The organism is Agrobacterium tumefaciens (genome assembly GCF_013337285.1).
Lineage (GTDB): Bacteria > Pseudomonadota > Alphaproteobacteria > Rhizobiales > Rhizobiaceae > Agrobacterium > Agrobacterium burrii.
Genome location: NZ_SUPW01000002.1, coordinates 613,188 through 628,794, shown reverse-complemented (window position 1 = coordinate 628,794; position 15,607 = coordinate 613,188). Strand labels below are relative to the sequence as shown.

General features: G+C 59.9%; 14 protein-coding genes, 1 tRNA gene and 1 pseudogene. 7 read left to right on the top strand and 9 right to left on the bottom strand.

The features are described 5' to 3' along the window. On the bottom strand, positions 1-612 hold the full coding sequence (locus FCH38_RS08845; protein WP_174373521.1) for an NAD(P)-dependent oxidoreductase: 612 nt from the start codon (positions 610-612) through the stop codon (positions 1-3). Between the two features lie 155 nt (positions 613-767). Here FCH38_RS08845 and FCH38_RS08840 point away from each other — a divergent pair, with 155 nt between their 5' ends. Further along, positions 768-1,151 carry a winged helix-turn-helix transcriptional regulator gene (locus tag FCH38_RS08840; RefSeq protein WP_142840194.1) on the top strand — a complete coding sequence of 128 codons (384 nt, stop codon included), beginning with the start codon at positions 768-770 and terminating at the stop codon, positions 1,149-1,151. A gap of 36 nt (positions 1,152-1,187) precedes the next feature. Here FCH38_RS08840 and FCH38_RS08835 read toward each other — a convergent pair whose 3' ends face one another. Together FCH38_RS08835 and FCH38_RS08830 are read right to left on the bottom strand one after the other, a co-directional pair. Next, positions 1,188-1,610: a GNAT family N-acetyltransferase gene (locus tag FCH38_RS08835; protein WP_149900308.1), complete on the bottom strand. Its 423-nt coding sequence runs from the start codon at positions 1,608-1,610 to the stop codon at positions 1,188-1,190. Between the two features lie 106 nt (positions 1,611-1,716). Beyond that, the gene (locus FCH38_RS08830) at positions 1,717-2,070 is read right to left on the bottom strand and encodes a DMT family protein (RefSeq protein WP_003495099.1); all 354 of its coding nucleotides are present in this window, start codon (positions 2,068-2,070) and stop codon (positions 1,717-1,719) included. Positions 2,071-2,326: 256 nt separating this feature from the next. Here FCH38_RS08830 and uvrB point away from each other — a divergent pair, with 256 nt between their 5' ends. After that, the gene (gene uvrB, locus FCH38_RS08820) at positions 2,327-5,287 is read left to right on the top strand and encodes an excinuclease ABC subunit UvrB (RefSeq protein ID WP_174373520.1); all 2,961 of its coding nucleotides are present in this window, start codon (positions 2,327-2,329) and stop codon (positions 5,285-5,287) included. A gap of 53 nt (positions 5,288-5,340) precedes the next feature. Beyond that, positions 5,341-6,309 (top strand): alpha/beta hydrolase, encoded by a 969-nt coding sequence (locus tag FCH38_RS08815; RefSeq protein ID WP_174373519.1) that lies wholly within the window; start codon positions 5,341-5,343, stop codon positions 6,307-6,309. Positions 6,310-6,337: 28 nt separating this feature from the next. On the opposite strand, the pseudogene FCH38_RS08810 reads toward FCH38_RS08815, so the two are convergent. After that, positions 6,338-6,752: pseudogene (locus tag FCH38_RS08810) on the bottom strand (DUF1801 domain-containing protein). A gap of 163 nt (positions 6,753-6,915) precedes the next feature. Between FCH38_RS08810 and FCH38_RS08805 the strand changes: the two are divergent. Next, positions 6,916-7,371, top strand: a complete 456-nt coding sequence (locus tag FCH38_RS08805) for a PRC-barrel domain-containing protein (RefSeq protein WP_174373518.1) — start codon at positions 6,916-6,918, stop codon at positions 7,369-7,371. A gap of 202 nt (positions 7,372-7,573) precedes the next feature. Next, a complete protein-coding gene (locus FCH38_RS08800; protein WP_153515139.1) occupies positions 7,574-8,143 on the top strand; it encodes a DUF922 domain-containing Zn-dependent protease in 570 nt (189 codons plus the stop codon). A gap of 7 nt (positions 8,144-8,150) precedes the next feature. Here FCH38_RS08800 and FCH38_RS08795 read toward each other — a convergent pair whose 3' ends face one another. Further along, positions 8,151-8,753, bottom strand: a complete 603-nt coding sequence (locus FCH38_RS08795) for a J domain-containing protein (RefSeq protein WP_149900255.1) — start codon at positions 8,751-8,753, stop codon at positions 8,151-8,153. A gap of 397 nt (positions 8,754-9,150) precedes the next feature. Here FCH38_RS08795 and FCH38_RS08790 point away from each other — a divergent pair, with 397 nt between their 5' ends. After that, complete coding sequence (locus FCH38_RS08790; RefSeq protein ID WP_174373517.1) at positions 9,151-9,504, top strand: nuclear transport factor 2 family protein; 354 nt, start codon at positions 9,151-9,153, stop codon at positions 9,502-9,504. Positions 9,505-9,564: 60 nt separating this feature from the next. Here FCH38_RS08790 and FCH38_RS08785 read toward each other — a convergent pair. Next, positions 9,565-9,640 (bottom strand) — tRNA-Thr (locus FCH38_RS08785). Positions 9,641-9,850: 210 nt separating this feature from the next. On the opposite strand from FCH38_RS08785, the gene FCH38_RS08780 reads away from it, so the two are divergent. Further along, positions 9,851-11,590, top strand: a complete 1,740-nt coding sequence (locus tag FCH38_RS08780) for a GGDEF domain-containing protein (protein ID WP_174373516.1) — start codon at positions 9,851-9,853, stop codon at positions 11,588-11,590. 130 nt (positions 11,591-11,720) lie between these two features. Here the strand turns inward: FCH38_RS08780 and FCH38_RS08775 are convergent, their stop codons facing one another. The 3 genes from FCH38_RS08775 to FCH38_RS08765 are packed head-to-tail and all read right to left on the bottom strand — an operon-like array spanning position 11,721 to position 15,600. Continuing rightward, on the bottom strand, positions 11,721-12,830 hold the full coding sequence (locus tag FCH38_RS08775; RefSeq protein WP_153515099.1) for an endonuclease/exonuclease/phosphatase family protein: 1,110 nt from the start codon (positions 12,828-12,830) through the stop codon (positions 11,721-11,723). Positions 12,831-12,889: 59 nt separating this feature from the next. Then, positions 12,890-13,918, bottom strand: coding sequence for an ABC transporter ATP-binding protein (locus FCH38_RS08770; RefSeq protein WP_174373515.1), 1,029 nt, complete (start codon positions 13,916-13,918; stop codon positions 12,890-12,892). Next, the gene (locus FCH38_RS08765) at positions 13,906-15,600 is read right to left on the bottom strand and encodes an ABC transporter permease (RefSeq protein ID WP_174373514.1); all 1,695 of its coding nucleotides are present in this window, start codon (positions 15,598-15,600) and stop codon (positions 13,906-13,908) included. Before FCH38_RS08765 ends, FCH38_RS08770 begins: the two co-directional genes overlap by 13 nt. Between the last annotated feature and the right edge of the window lie 7 nt (positions 15,601-15,607).

Here is a 15,607-nt window from a genome sequence, read left to right as displayed (position 1 = left end):
TCAATAACCGACGGTGAAACGCTGGCGGGAATGCTGCGGCTTCTCGATTTCATCGACAAGCGCGATGGCATAATCTTCGAAGGAAATACGGCTGCCTTCGTCATTGCTGAGCAGGCTGTCCTTGCCGATGCGGAATTTGCCGGTTCTTTCCCCCGGCACAAATTCGGCTGAGGGTGACAGGAAGGTCCAGTCGAGCTGCTTTTCCTGTTTCAGCAGATCCAGAAATTCCGCGCCCTTGGTTGCCTCGGCCTTGTAGGCGGCCGGGAAATCCGGAAGATCGACCACGCGCTGGCCGGGCGCGATTTCAAGGCTGCCGGCACCGCCGACCACGAGATAACGCTGAACGCCGGAAGCGCGTACCGCCTCGATGAGCTTCAAGGGATCGCTGGCAGTAAAGTGCACCGAGCTTATCACAGCATCGTGACCCCTCAGCAGCTCAGAAAGCGCCGCCTGATCGAAGACATCGCCCTTTTGGGCCACCACATTCGGCAGGCTGGCGATCTTCTCAGGAGCGCGGGCAATCGCCGTTACCTGATGCCCTCGGTCGGAAAGTTCCTTCAAAATGCGGGAGCCGGCATTGCCGGAAGCGCCGACGAGCGCGATTTTAGCCATGGCTTCTGTCCTTTCGTCACAATCGTTAACGGTCTAGATAATAGACCGCGACAGAGAGCTATGATATCGCAACCATAGCCGCAAGAAGTCAGCGGCGGCTGATCTGGTCACATGGCGATGACCTTAAAGGGTGAAAAAGGGCAAGGGGTAGAACAGTGTCGGACACGCAAACAAAGGAAATCTTCACCTTCGAGCAGCCCTGCCCGATCCGCGACGTGTTGGACCGCATCGGCGATCAGTGGAGCCTGCTGGTTCTGGAAGCCCTGCAGGGCGGCGTGCTGCGCTTCAACGAACTGAATCGCAGGATCGACGATATTTCCAAACAGATGCTGTCGCGCACGCTGAAGCGGCTGGAAGAAGACGGCTTCATCCGCCGCACGCTTTATGCCGAAGTGCCGCCGCGTGTGGAATACGAACTCACGAATCTCGGCCGCTCATTTCTGGTGCCGATGCAATTGCTGGTGCAATGGGCCGACGAGAACCACGTTCGTATCTGCAAGGCGCGCCTGCAATATTCCGAAAACGACAATCGCGGCTGATCGGATTGCCGGCACGGGCGGGGTCGCAAACCGTACCTAGGCCAGACGATAGACCTTGCAGACCAGCCCTTCCGGCTGACGATAGGTCGTGAAGCCCATAGCCTCGTAATAATTCTGCCCGAGCCTGTTATCCGCGCCGATGCTGGCATCGATATTTTTCAGGCCACGAGCCTCCGCCGCCTTTCCGGTAGCCGTAAAGAGCGCGGACCCCACGCCCCTTCGCGCCGCATGCGGGCTGACATGGGTGCCGATGATACCCCAGCCTTCCGCTACGCCGTAGGGATTGTCCGCCCGTGCGTAACGCAGCGACTGGAAGCCCAGAATACGCCCGTCCCCGTCCTCGGCGACCGAACACTCGATACGGTCGGCATGCCGGATGTAATTTTCCAGCACCTCACCGATATCAGTCGGTGCCTTTCGGAGGCCTGCCGAGAATATCTCGTTCTGGACCGCCGCCATTCCAGCCGCATCATCGTCTCTCGCAGGGCGTATCTTCATCGATGTATCAACCTCCTACTTGCGACTGCTGGTATATTGTCCAGGGCCGCAGCCTCACCATGCGGGATCAGGAGCGGAAAATGAAGGACGCACCAAAAGCGATCAGGGCAAAACCGATCACATGATTGATGGTGATGCTCTCCTTCAGCCAGAAGATCGAGAACAGCGCAAAAACCGCGAGCGTGATGACTTCCTGAATGGTCTTGAGCTGCGCGGTGGAATAGACCTCCGAGCCGATGCGGTTCGCCGGGACGGCGAGCATATATTCGAAGAACGCGATGCCCCAGCTTGCGATGATCGCCAGGAAGAGCGCGCTGCCCTTGTGCTTGAGGTGGCCATACCAGGCGAAAGTCATGAAAACGTTTGAGGCGACGAGCATCAGGACAGGCCAGATGTGGGCGGGACTGATCGAGAACGGCATGATGATTCCTGAAAATATGGAGGGATGTCATGAAAGGCAGTTTGAAAACGCAACCATCATTCTGCCGGTAGGGATTTGCTCTAGCGCATCGCAGCGAAAACCGGAATCGATTTTCGGCATGTTCCGATAAAGCTGCATTCAGCCGCTACGCAACGCATCCGCCCGAATTTTGTTCCTTGGACTTCGTTTCCTTTTTGTACTCATTTTTTCGCGGCCTCCCCTTCCCTTTGCGCGTGACTCCCTCCATATTTCGCCCATGGCCAGATCACCGAAAAATCCCCCGTCCTCGCCCTCCGGCTTTGAGGAAGCCCCGCAATCGTCGTTCGAAGGCGCACCGCTCAGCGGCAGCGTCGCCGATTGGGTGAAGCAGCTGGAGGCGGAAGCCGAGGCGGGTTCGGTGGAAACCCAGCGCGAAGTCGCCTCGAAAGCCGGCAAGCACCGCAAGAAGATCGAGATCGAGGCCCGAAAGGAAGCCGAGAAGGCAGCCTCCAAGACCGCCAAGAACACCACCGCGTCCAAAACCGCACGCGGCGTTTCCATCGGCGCATCGAGTGATCCGAAAACCCGCGCGGCGGCCGGTCTCAATCCGGTGGCGGGCATGGACGTGTCGCTGGAGGAGGCCGCCAACCTCGCGCCCGGCGCCGTCACGGCTACCGTCGAGGCGCTATCGGCGCTGATCGAGAGCGGCAATCCGCTGTTCAAGGACGGCAAGATGTGGACGCCGCACCGGCCGGCCCGTCCGCCGAAATCGGAAGGCGGTGTTACAATCCGCATGGACTCTGAGTACCTGCCGGCCGGCGACCAGCCGACCGCGATTGCAGACCTCGTGGAAGGCATCAATTCCGGCGAGCGCAGCCAGGTGCTGCTCGGCGTCACCGGCTCCGGCAAGACCTTCACCATGGCCAAGGTCATCGAGGCAACCCAGCGCCCCGCCGTCATCCTCGCCCCCAACAAGACGCTGGCGGCGCAGCTCTATTCCGAATTCAAGAACTTCTTCCCCGACAATGCTGTGGAATATTTCGTTTCCTACTACGATTATTACCAGCCGGAAGCCTATGTGCCGCGCTCCGACACCTTCATCGAGAAGGAATCCTCGATCAACGAACAGATCGACCGGATGCGCCACTCCGCCACCCGCTCGCTGCTAGAGCGCGACGACTGCATCATCGTCGCTTCGGTCTCCTGTATCTACGGTATCGGCTCGGTGGAAACCTACACCGCCATGACCTTCCAGATGCAGGTGGGCGACCGGCTGGACCAGCGCCAGCTTCTGGCCGACCTGGTGGCCCAGCAATACAAGCGCCGCGACATGGATTTCCAGCGCGGTTCGTTCCGCGTGCGCGGCGATACCATCGAAATCTTCCCGGCCCACCTTGAAGATGCCGCCTGGCGCATCTCGATGTTCGGCGACGAGATCGATTCCATCACCGAATTCGACCCGCTGACGGGCCAGAAGACCGGCGACCTGCAATCCGTCAAGATTTACGCCAATTCGCACTATGTCACCCCGCGGCCGACGCTGAACGGCGCGATCAAGTCGATCAAGGAAGAGCTGCGGGTTCGTCTCGCCGAGCTGGAGAAAGCCGGTCGCCTGCTGGAAGCCCAGCGACTGGAGCAGCGCACCCGTTACGATATAGAGATGCTGGAAGCGACCGGCTCCTGCGCCGGCATTGAGAACTATTCGCGTTACCTCACCGGCCGCAACCCCGGTGAGCCGCCACCGACTTTGTTCGAATATATCCCTGACAACGCGCTGCTGTTCATCGATGAAAGCCACGTCTCGGTCAGCCAGATCGGCGGCATGTATCGCGGCGACTTCCGGCGCAAGGCGACGTTGGCCGAATATGGCTTCCGCCTGCCCTCCTGCATGGACAACCGGCCGCTGCGATTCGAGGAATGGGACGCGATGCGCCCGCTCACCGTCGCGGTTTCCGCCACCCCCGGCTCATGGGAAATGGAGCAGTCGGGCGGCGTCTTCGCCGAACAGGTCATCCGCCCGACCGGCCTCATCGATCCGCCCGTAGAGGTACGTTCCGCCCGCAGCCAGGTGGACGACGTTCTCGGCGAAATCCGCGAGACCGCCGCCAAGGGTTATCGCACGCTCTGCACCGTGCTGACCAAACGCATGGCCGAAGACCTCACCGAATATCTGCACGAACAGGGCGTGCGTGTGCGTTACATGCACTCGGATATCGACACGCTTGAGCGTATCGAGATCATCCGCGACCTGCGCCTTGGCGCCTTCGACGTTCTCGTCGGCATCAACCTGTTGCGCGAAGGCCTCGACATTCCCGAATGCGGTTTCGTCGCCATCCTCGATGCCGACAAGGAAGGTTTTCTGCGCTCGGAAACCTCGCTGATCCAGACCATCGGCCGCGCTGCCCGTAACGTCGACGGCAAGGTCATCCTCTACGCCGACAACATCACTGGCTCGATGAAGCGGGCGATGGAGGAAACCTCCCGCCGCCGCGAAAAGCAGATGGCCTATAACACCGAACACGGCATTACGCCGGAATCGGTCAAGGCGAAGATCTCGGATATTCTTGATTCAGTTTATGAGCGCGACCACGTAAGGGCCGATATTTCAGGCGTTTCCGGCAAGGGCTTCGCCGATGGCGGCCACCTCGTCGGCAACAATCTGCAGGCCCATCTCAACGCGCTGGAAAAATCCATGCGCGATGCCGCCGCGGACCTCGACTTCGAAAAAGCCGCCCGCCTGCGCGACGAAATCAAACGCCTCAAGGCCGCCGAACTGGCCACCATGGATGACCCCATGGCCAAGGAAGAAGCGCGCGCTGTTGAAGGCGGCGGAAAAAACAACAGACGCAGCCGCTTGCCGATCTCCCCCCCTGAGGGAGAGATGTCCGGCAGGACAGAGGGGGATGAGCCACGCGCCGCAACCTCCCTCTTCGCCAAACCCGAACTGGACGAGATGGGTCCCGGCTCGGACGCTGGAAAGCCGCTGTTCCGCAGAAACACGCTGGACGAAATGACCGTCGGCCGCACCGAAAAACCCATGCGCGGCGAGGTTCCCGGCAAGCCCGAGACCGAAGCCGGCAAACGTTTCTCACCCCTGCTGGAAGGCCAGCCGGAGCGCGCGACGGACGATCCGAGGCCGCTGGTACGCGGCAAGATCGGCGCTGGCTCCTACGAGGATGCCGGCGAACAGAAACGCAAAAGCCGGACCAAGGGGAAGACGGGGCGACCGGGACGCTGACCCGGACGACCCACCTTTAGCGATCTTATTTGAATGCCAAAGGAGAGCAGCGCATGTATGGAGAACGCCTTGCGGCCATCTGCCTCTTCCTTTTCTGCGGCCCTACCTTTGCTGGACAGATCGAGGATGCCACTTTCCACAGCGCCGCCCTCAACGCACCGCTTGCCGTCAACATCTACCGCCCGGATGGCGCGCCGCCGGAAAACGGCTGGCCGGTGCTGTATCTCCTGCACGGCCATGATGGCGACCAGAACAGCTGGCGCGATCTTGGCAATATCGAAAAGACGCTCGATACCCTGATCGCGGCAGGCGCCATCCGCCCGCTGGTGGTTGTCATGCCCGGTGTCAAAAACAGCTGGTATGTCGATTCCGCCGCCGTTGGCGGTCCGGGCGACTACGAAACTGCCCTGACCGGCGATCTGCGCCACCAGATCGAAAAAACCCTGCCGGTGCGCAAGGATCGAGAAGGCCGCGCCATTGCCGGCCTCTCCATGGGCGGTTTCGGCGCATTGCATCTGGCCTATGGTCACGAAGACCTCTATGGCGCCGTCGCCAGCCTGTCGGGCGCGATCTGGCAGAACGTGCCCGCCTCCGATCTCGACAAGACACCCGCTGAACTCAAGCTCATTCAGGACAGTGCCTTCTTTCATCGCATCGACCGCACCACCGTCACCAGCGGCATCGTGCTGCCCTCCACCGGCGACCATTTCTCCGGCGCCTTCGGCACGCCTTTCGATGCAAGGCTCTTTAATGAAAAGAACGTCTTCACCCTCGTCGCACAACACGTCGCCGAAAGCCAGGATCTGCCCGCCACCTATCTGACCGTCGGCGACGATGACGGCTTCTTCCTCTGGCGCGGCGCTATCGCCCTGCATGAGACACTACAGGCCGACAAGCGCAAATCCGAGCTGCGGGTGACCGATGGCGATCACGTCTGGTCGGTGTGGAAGGTCTCCATCATCGACGCGCTGAAGTTCATCGATAGCGAATGGGACAAGGCGGCGGATGTCGCGCAAGATTGAGGAACCCGCTTGTCTTCTTACTGCCTGATCATTTCCCAGCCCGCTTTTTCCCGGTTTTTACCGACAGGTTCAACTCCACCGCCGCCCGGATCAGCGCCATCAGCGCTTCCTCATTCACCACGTCCCCTTCGTGAAAATCGATTGCCCGCCGCATATTGCCCTCAAGGCTCGAATTGAACAGACCCGCCGGGTCGGCGAGTGAAGCCCCCTTCGCAAAGGTCATCTTCACTGCATTCTTGTAGGTTTCACCGGCCCGCATGCGACCAGACCGGCACGCCGCGCCATTTCACTTCTTCAATCACCTCCGGGTCAGCCTTTTTGATCAGCGCGCGGACATGCGCGAGCATGTCGCCCCGCCAGTCGCCAAGCTCCACGATCTTCCGGTCAATGAAGTCCGATGCTGCAATCTCCTCCGCAGCTATCGCCACCGTCGTTTTTGCCATGACACCCTCCCGATTTCACCGCGCCGCCGCTCCCGGCCTGCCTCGCGACTGTTTCATCTTTCAGCATAGACCAAATTTTCACGTCCTCCCACGCGGAACCAAATTCGCGCTTCACCGTTTCCTCCCCGAACGCAATGTTCAGCATACAAAGGGAAGAAACATCATGAAAATCAAAGTCATCGCGCTCGCTTCCGCGGCAGTGCTCTCTTCTTCCGTGGCTTTTGCCCAGACGGCAACCACGGCCCCTGCCGTCGGCGCGGATGCGACTTTGTCCGGCCCCGGCATCACCATGGGCACCAAGGCCACCGGCCCGCTGAAGTTCGTGAATGTCCAGAAGACCGATCTCACCGCCTCCCAGCTCGACGGTCTCGACATCTACAACGCCCAGAACGAAAACATCGGCGAAATCGAGGATGTCGTCATTGGCGACGGCAAGTCGGTGATTGGCCTTGTGGCCAGCGTCGGCGGTTTCCTCGGCATCGACAAGAGCTATGTGGTGCTCGACCCGGCCTCCGTCGCGGTTCACAACGACAACGGCACATGGAAGGCCTATGTCGACACCACCAAGGAAGCGCTGCAGAACGCGCCGAAGCTCGACTACGACAAGCTGGACGACTGATTACCCCTGCAGTCGCAAGCTTGCCCCCGCGATCCGTCATCGCGGGGGTTTTTCATGCGTTATATTCCGCCCAGGCATCTGGCACTCCCATCGCACAGACCCTTGCCTGACAGCCCGCCTCTCGCCTATCTTCGGCTCGCAAATCACCAAGGATCCATGCGTGCCCGCCAAGACCGTCTCCGCCCTCGCCACCAGCACCGTTATGATGTTGCTAAGCGCCGTTCCGCTGTCCGCGCAATCGACCGGCTGGAAACCCGCAGAGCAGATAAAAACCTATGCCATCAGCGGCAATACCGGCGGTGCGTTGTACCAGTCGATCGGCGAACGCGGCCCGACCGCCGGCGTACAGGCGATCGCCCACACGACCTTCAAGCTGACCTGGCGTCGGGATTATCGTCCGCAGCCGGATGGCGCCTGTGTGCTGGCCACAGCAAGGCCCAATCTCACCATCATCTACACCTGGCCGAAAGCACCGGCGCAATTGCCATCCGCCGTTGCCGCCAGCTGGAAAACCTTCATTTCCGGCGTCGAAACCCATGAGCGCGTCCATGGCGACCATATTCTCGACATGGTGCAGAAAATCGAAGCATTCAGCACTGGTCTGAGGGCAGAAAACGATCCGAAATGCCAGAAGGTGCGCGTTGTCCTGCAGCAACGGCTGGGTGAGCTTTCCAACGAGCAACGCCAGCGCGGCCGTGATTTCGACCGCGACGAGCTTTCCCCCGGCGGGCGGGTGCACAAGCTCATTCTCGCACTGGTCAACGGCCCCTGAAGAGCGATTATTCCGCCGCCTCGCCTTTCAGCAGCGGTTCGGAAAGCACCATGGTCTCCAGCTCATAGGAATAACCCTCGAGCATCGTATAGGCCTGCTCGATTGCCTCGATCTGAGCTTCCGCATTGCGGATGGCTTCGGCGATCGACTGGCTGCGGGCGCGCAGCATGGAACTCAGCACATCGGTTTCCGGCTTGCGGCCGAGACGATCCATGTGTTTGCGAACCCGCGTGCGGTGCCGTTCGAGTTCGAGAATATGGAAGCGGCTTTTGAGAATATCGTCGGTCAGCTTGCGGCGCATGGCCGCCACGGGATCAAAACTTCCCGGTTCGCGCTCATCCAGAATGAACTCGTTGACCAGTGTTTCCAGCATCAGCAGGCCCTTCAGGTCCTTGGCGTCGGCCAGCTGCGGGTCGTAACCGGTATCGTCGAACACCCTGCGCCGCACCGGGTCCTTCAATAGCTCGTAAGCCGTCTGCAGCCGGGCGAATTGATCGGTATCGCCACCGCTGTCGGGGTGGGCGGCCTTGGCAACCTTGCGATAGGCCGACTTGATCGCCGCCTCGTCGGCATCACGCTCCACGCCAAGCAAAACATAGGGATCGATCACAAAACCACCTTCAAACGCAAACTGTTACCCGCATGCCTGATACCACCGTCACAGGACCTGCGGGCGGATCATAGGCCAAATCCACCCCGCGCGGCACCCCGCACCGGCGGTTAAACCGGCAAAGCCCACATAAAAGCCTCATGGCGCACCGCAGGACGACCGGCGGAAAAGCCCATGATGCCGAAATTTGTCGGACCCAAGGCGACTATAATGACAGGCGGGACAAAATTGTGGAAAGCGACCGCAAAACATGCCGCCACTCCACGCGTCGCCTTTGTGGCAGGCCACCGTAAAACACTTTTGCGAAGGCGTAAGGAGCGCGTTTTCAGGAGGTTATGGTGGAAACTCACCAACGGGTGTAAGCTCGGCTTTTGGATCTGAAGGGAGGGATGATCCGATGCCGCAAACCATTACCCAGACCGTCACGGACTATGTACACGCCATGGCCTATGCCGATGAGGGCCTGATGCGTGACGTTTTCGATCCACGCGCCAACATCGTCGGCACCTTCGAAGGCGAAACCGAATGGCTGTCTCTGGAAGACTTCGTTGACCAGATGCGAAAAAGCGAACGCGGCCTGCCCGACCACGACCCCACCTTCGAAATCCTCGGCATCGACAAGGAGGGCGACAGCGCCTCGGTGAAGCTGACGACAAGTTTCGATGGCATGGATTTTTACGAATACCTGTCCCTGCTGGAACACGACGGCAACTGGTCGATCGTGCACAAGCTTTACCACATCAAGCGGTAAATGCGGTCCGGAAAAGCAACTAAAGTGCGGATGGGGGCAGGTTCAAGCTATTGAAAATACTGGTGCCCCCGACAAGGTTCGAACTCGTGACCCCCTGATTACAAATCAGGTGCTCTACCAACTGAGCTACAAGGGCAATCCAGTGCCTTGCCAACTATCAGATTCTGACTTGGTGTAAAGCGAAAACTGATGACACGGCACCAGTGCATATCTTTTCCACATCACATGCGCCCATCGGTCCGAAGACCATCATCACGGCAAAGGCCCGGAAAATAAGCGAAGTATTTACGCAGCGCCGGTAAGATGGCGATGAAACATAACCATTGCAGTGAGAATTACGCCTCAGATGCGCGCGAGCATACAGAAAATACAGCTGACAGGCACGATCGTCATCGCCGCGAGTTCAATCCTGCTGGCCACTCTCGCCGCGGTGCCAAGTGTCTCCAATTATCTGCGTTACCGCACCAATGCCGCCCAGCTCACCCGTTTCGAAACCGCCCTTCAGTCCGCATGGCTGATCTCGGCCGAGCGCGGCCCTGCAAACAATCTGATGGGCGCACCCGCCCCCGATCCGAAGCTGGTCGAGGGACTTGCAGCTGCACGCAAGGCGACGGATGACAAGTTGTCGGAACTTGAAGTTTCCTTCACCGAGGAAATCAAGGCCCAGCCTGAATTCGCCAAATCACTTGCCGAAACCCGCCAGAAACTGGCGCAATCCCGCGAAGCGGTGGATCGCGTTGCCGCGTCCCCCCCTTCCACACGCAGCCAAAGCGCCATGTCCAACGCGATTTTATCGATGTTCAAGGCGGCTGATAGCGTAAACCTGCTGCGCGGCAAAGTGGCACGTGCCGTCATCAAGGTCACGCCCGACGTGGCGATCGACATCGCGATGACCGGCACCGCCGGCGTGATGCGTGACAGGATTGGCCGACTCGGCTCCTATGTGGTGATGAGCCTGCGGGCAAACAGGCAGGAAAAGCTGGGTTATCGCGCCAAATTCGATAATGAGATGCAGAGCCTGCTGTCGCTGAAAGCGTCGCTGATCAACTACACCGCCGCCTATCTGTCGACGCCGCAACTGGACAAGGCGTTTCAGGATATGGAGACCTATTATTTCGGTCAGGCGTTGCGTTACGCGCAGAATACGATCGTGATAGCCATACCCTCCGCCCAGCCGGGCATTCTTGAATTCTCCAGGAACTATATTGCCGGCATGCGCTCGTCCGATGCCCTGCGCGATCTCATCCTCTCCGAAACCCGGGCAAGGCTCGAAAAAAGGAAGAACGAGGCTCTGGTCTTTGGCGGAGCATCCCTTCTGCTCGCCGCCTTCGCGGTTCTGGTTCTGCTGCGGCTCACATCGGTCTATCGAACGATGCTGTTCCAGCCCATGCAATCCGTCCGGGCGCAGATCGCCGCGATCGCCGCCGGTGACCTTTCCGAAACCCGTTGTGAAGACAGGGTTGCCCCGGAAGTGAAGAAGATGTTCGAGGAACTTGATTTCCTGCGTGAGCAGCTTCGCCAGAAGGGCGAAATGGAAAACCAGCAGCGCGCACTGGCAGAACAGCTGCGCACGCTCTCTGAAACCGATGCCTTGACGAGTGTCTTCAATCGCCGTGCGCTGGAAAGGGCCGTTCGTGCCATATTGAGCGGCGAGGAACAGTATCAGTCGCTCGGCGTGATGATTGTCGATATCGACCACTTCAAATCGATCAACGACCGTTATGGCCACGCCATGGGCGACCTCGCGCTGCAAAAGACCGCGGGGCTTTTGCGCAGCGCATTGCGCAAGAACGATATTCTGGCTCGTTACGGCGGTGAGGAATTCGTCGTCGTGCTGCAGGACGTCAGCCACGCCACCGCGACGGCAACCGCCGACCGTCTTCGCCGCCTGATCGAAGCGCAGATGATCGATGAGGAGAGCGGCCTATCGCTGACGGCAAGCTTTGGCGTTGTGTGGCAGGAAGCGCGGGCGATAAGCAGCTGGGACGAGTTGATCGCAATCGCCGACGACCGGCTTTATGAAGCCAAGCGCGCCGGCCGCAACCGAGTCTGGGCCACCTATTTTCCAAAGGTCGCCAACGGATAGCCGGCATCAATCGGTATGCTGCCGGCGGCTAAAGCATTTCCACTAAAAACGGAATCGCTTCTATTTTGGAAAAATACTTAAAAACAAATAGTTATAGCGCTTTCACGTTTTGAAGAGACTCAGAAATTCTCTAGATCAAGTCCAGCGTCATCACGACAGGGCAATGGTCGGACGCCTTGGGGCGATCCCAACCGGTGCGCGGATAACGCTCCACCTCCTGCCCAGGCGGAAAGATGGTGCGATACGGCTGGCCCGCCCGGATGATTTCAGGAGCCCTTGTAGCATTGATTTCAGCCAGACGCGGTGAAAGCCAGATATAATCCAGCTGGCACAGGTGCTGCTCCTGCGGCCCACGCGAATGGTAGAGTGTCCAGCGATCCATGACATCGCGGCGCAGCATCGGATTGGTGACGAAATCATCGGCGGTGAAGACATCGAGCGCGCTCCTCGCCTCCTCGACGGGCGCAAAACTATAGCCGTTGCGCCGGTCGCCGGAAATCGCCACACGCTCCTGATAGTCGTTCATATCGCCGCAGATGGCGAAATTCTTGTTGCGCGTATTGCCGACACCCCAGCGGTTTTCGATGATACGGCGCACGGCCATGGCTTCCGCCTCGCGGATCGGCATGGTGGCGAGCCGGGCATCGACGGGGTCGCGGGAATTGGTCATGGATTTGAAATGTGTGACGTAAAGCGTCAGCGGCTTGCCGCCGATGCGGAGGTCGATTTCCAGGCAATCCCGTTTGAAAATCTTGTCATCGATCTGGTTGGTCGCAGCCAGCGCCGGATTGAAGAGATCGAGATTGCGATAGGTCAGCGCCGCATGGCTCTTGATGTCGACCACCTCGATCTTGTCGCCATCACGGGTCTGCTCCCGCATGACGACGGCGACATCGATGCCGCGGCTGTCATTGCCCTCGACCAGATATTTCTGCAGATAGCCATTGCCGACCATGCGGTAAAGATAGCCATATTCGAAGGCCTGCAGCGCGGCCATGTTATCGACCTCCTGCAGGCAGAGAATATCAGCATCCGCGTCAGCTATGGCGAGCGCCGAAAGCTGGCGCGTATCGTCAGTTGAGGAGACGGTCCGCGCGCTTTCCAGCGCCTGATAAGTCGCCTCGTCCCTGATATCGAACAGCTGGATCGCCCTGTCGCGCCGCGTCTGGTTGCGAAAACCGGTGAAATCGAAACGGGTGAGAAGATTTTCGATATTGAAGGTGGCAAGCCGAAGCGACATGTTTCATTCCTGTTGCTGGAATAGGAGCTTAGCCGCTCCAACCCCGCCTCGCCAATAGTCTAAAGACGCCACGCCGCACGAATCGCAACCGGCACGCGATCTCCGACAGCGACCGCTTCCCGGGAATAGGCCCGAAGCGCCTGCCCGTCTGGCAGGTCGAGACGGAGAGCATAACGCTCGCCCTCGTAAAGAACCGAAGTAATTGTGCAGCTGACACCCTCCGCGTCCCGCACCACATCCTGCGGCCGCACGAGAATATCCGCCTGCGGCAAGTGTCTGCCACTCTCCATCGCCGCCCGAAGTGTCGTCCAGTCAAGATCGCGCGCAACCCCTTCCGCTACCGGGAGGGTCAGGATCGCCCCCTGCCCCACCAACGAGCCGACCAGCCGGCCCTCCGGCCGCGCGTAAAGCTCCGCCGGTGCCGCCACCTGCAACAGCTTGCCCTGCGACATGACGGCAACATCGGTGGCAAGCGCCATGGCCTCGGCCTGATCATGGGTGACATAGATCATCGTCGCGCCGGAGCGGATGTGGAATTCGCGAAACGTCTCCTCCATCTCCTGACGCAGATGCCGGTCGAGGTTGGCGAGCGGCTCGTCGAGCAGCACCACATCAGGCTCGGTAACGAGGCAGCGGGCGAGCGCCACGCGTTGCCGCTGACCGCCGGACAATTCGGCAGGACGGCGGTCCGCAAAACTTTCGAGACGCACGGCTGCCAGCGCCTGACGCACCTTTTCGCGATATTTCTCGCCCGAAATGCCGCGGACTTTCAAAGGATAACCGGCATTGTCAGCAACTGACATATGCGGCCAAAGCGCATAGGACTGGAACACCATCGCCATGTTGCGCCGCTCCGGCGGCACCATGCTGCCCCCATCGGCCAGCACGCGTTCGCCAAGCAGGATGGAGCCGTCGGTCGGCTGTTCAAAACCGGCAATCATGCGCAGCACCGTCGTCTTGCCGCAGCCGGAAGGGCCGAGCAAGGCGAGAAAGCCACCGTCGCGCACGGTGAGCGACACGTCGTCGACGGCGGGCTTCGATCCGGATCCGAAATTTTTCGACAGGCGGTTGAGGATCAGTTTCGCCAAGGGACCACTCCTTTCGGCAGATAGCGCCCCAGAATTTCGAGCAGCAACATGAGGAAAATCACCATGATGACGACGAGCACCGAAAGTGCCGAAGCAAGATCGAAGCTGCCGCTGTCATCAAGATTGTAGATGAGCACGCCGAGCGTCTGCGTGCCGGCCGACCACAGGAGCGCCGAAACCGTCAGCTCGTTGCAGGCGATCAGGAAAACCAGGATGACCGACGCCCCCGCCGCAGGCCCGACCAGCGGCAGGATGATATCCGTGAGCCGCCGCCAGAAACCGGCGCCGGACAGCCGTGCGGCCTCTTCCAGCGACGGATCGAATTGCAGGAAGGCGCTGACCATGGGTTTCAGGCTGACGGCGAAGAAGGAGGAAAAATAGGCGAGCAGAATGATCCAGATCGTGCCGTAAAGTGTGAAGCCCAGCAGCGGAATGGGGGCTGCGAACAGCAGCACGAAGGACACCGAGATAACTACGCCCGGCAGCGCATAGGGAATATCCACCAGCGCCGAGAGCAGGAACATGAAGCGGCTTTTGCCGCGCACCAGAAAATAAGCGGTCAGCACCGTCACCGCCAGCAGGCAAAGCGATGTGGCGGTTGCCAGAAACAGCGAATTGCGGAAGGCGGTACGGGTGACACTCTGGCGGTAGAGCAGTTCCTCATAGGCATGCAGCGTCACGGTCTTGAGGCTGAGCGGCACGCCGTAAGCGGGAGCGAGCGAGCTTGCCATCAGCGCGGCAAGCGGCGCAACCAGCATGAAGAACAGCACAAGCCACAGGGCAAGCTCCGCCGGGACCCGCCAGCGCGCCAGCCCAAACGTCGCGGCCTTGCCGGAAAGGCCGATGATCCGATAGTCCCTGCCCTTCATCGCCCGTTCCTGAAGCGCAAGCCCGGCGACCGAGATGATGGCGATCATGGTGGAGAGGATGGCGATATCGCCGAAGGTGCTGGTGCCGAAACTGGCGAAACGGCTGTAAATCAGCGTCGGCAAGGTAAAGATCGAGCCAGGTATGCCGAGGATGGCCGGAATGCCGAAATTGCCAACATTGGACACGAAAGAAATCGCCGCGCCGGCAATCAGCCCCGGCGTGGAAAGCGGCAGGATGATATCGACCAGCACACGCCGCGGCGAAGCACCGGAAAGCTTGGCGGCCTCGATGCCATCCTGCGGCAGGGCCAACAGACCGGCGCGCAGCGACAGATAGACGAGCGGCGCATGCTGCACGCCGAGCAGCAGCGCGATGCCCGCAATGGAATAGAGCGGCTGCGGCGATCCCATCGGCGGCGCAAGACCGATGGCCTTCAACAGCGTGCTCGACGGGCCGGTCATGCCGATCCACGACAGCGCCGTCACCTGCGGCGGGATCATCATCGGCAGCATGAATAGAAAACTTAAAATCGACTTGCCGCGTATATCGCAAAGCGTCAGCGAAAGCGCAAAAGCGCCGCCAATCGCCAGCGAGATAGCCATGCCGAAAAACGAGGTGGAGAGCGTGTTCAGCGCCGCATCCCAAAGGGCGGGATCAGCGAGAAGCCGCCATATGTCACCATTGAGTGATGAGATGATGCCGGTATAGGCGAGCCGGCCGAGCGGCAGGGCGCTGAGTGCGAAAACAACACTCACCACAAAAGGAAACAGCCAGCGCGGCTGGCTGCTTCCATAGGCACTTGAACGGGACATGCCGCTA

Bases quoted from the DNA above. Each gene is read 5' to 3' on its own strand.
- FCH38_RS08800 (WP_153515139.1), top strand. From the start codon at position 7,574: ATGATGTTGCTAAGCGCCGTTCCGCTGTCCGCGCAATCGACCGGCTGG.
- FCH38_RS08830 (WP_003495099.1), bottom strand. From the start codon at position 2,070: ATGCCGTTCTCGATCAGTCCCGCCCACATCTGGCCTGTCCTGATGCTC.
- FCH38_RS08775 (WP_153515099.1), bottom strand. From the start codon at position 12,830: ATGTCGCTTCGGCTTGCCACCTTCAATATCGAAAATCTTCTCACCCGT.
- FCH38_RS08845 (WP_174373521.1), bottom strand. From the start codon at position 612: ATGGCTAAAATCGCGCTCGTCGGCGCTTCCGGCAATGCCGGCTCCCGC.
- FCH38_RS08780 (WP_174373516.1), top strand. From the start codon at position 9,851: ATGCGCGCGAGCATACAGAAAATACAGCTGACAGGCACGATCGTCATC.
- FCH38_RS08815 (WP_174373519.1), top strand. From the start codon at position 5,341: ATGTATGGAGAACGCCTTGCGGCCATCTGCCTCTTCCTTTTCTGCGGC.
- FCH38_RS08835 (WP_149900308.1), bottom strand. From the start codon at position 1,610: ATGGCGGCGGTCCAGAACGAGATATTCTCGGCAGGCCTCCGAAAGGCA.
- FCH38_RS08805 (WP_174373518.1), top strand. From the start codon at position 6,916: ATGAAAATCAAAGTCATCGCGCTCGCTTCCGCGGCAGTGCTCTCTTCT.
- FCH38_RS08765 (WP_174373514.1), bottom strand. From the start codon at position 15,600: ATGTCCCGTTCAAGTGCCTATGGAAGCAGCCAGCCGCGCTGGCTGTTT.
- uvrB (WP_174373520.1), top strand. From the start codon at position 2,327: ATGGCCAGATCACCGAAAAATCCCCCGTCCTCGCCCTCCGGCTTTGAG.
- FCH38_RS08790 (WP_174373517.1), top strand. From the start codon at position 9,151: ATGCCGCAAACCATTACCCAGACCGTCACGGACTATGTACACGCCATG.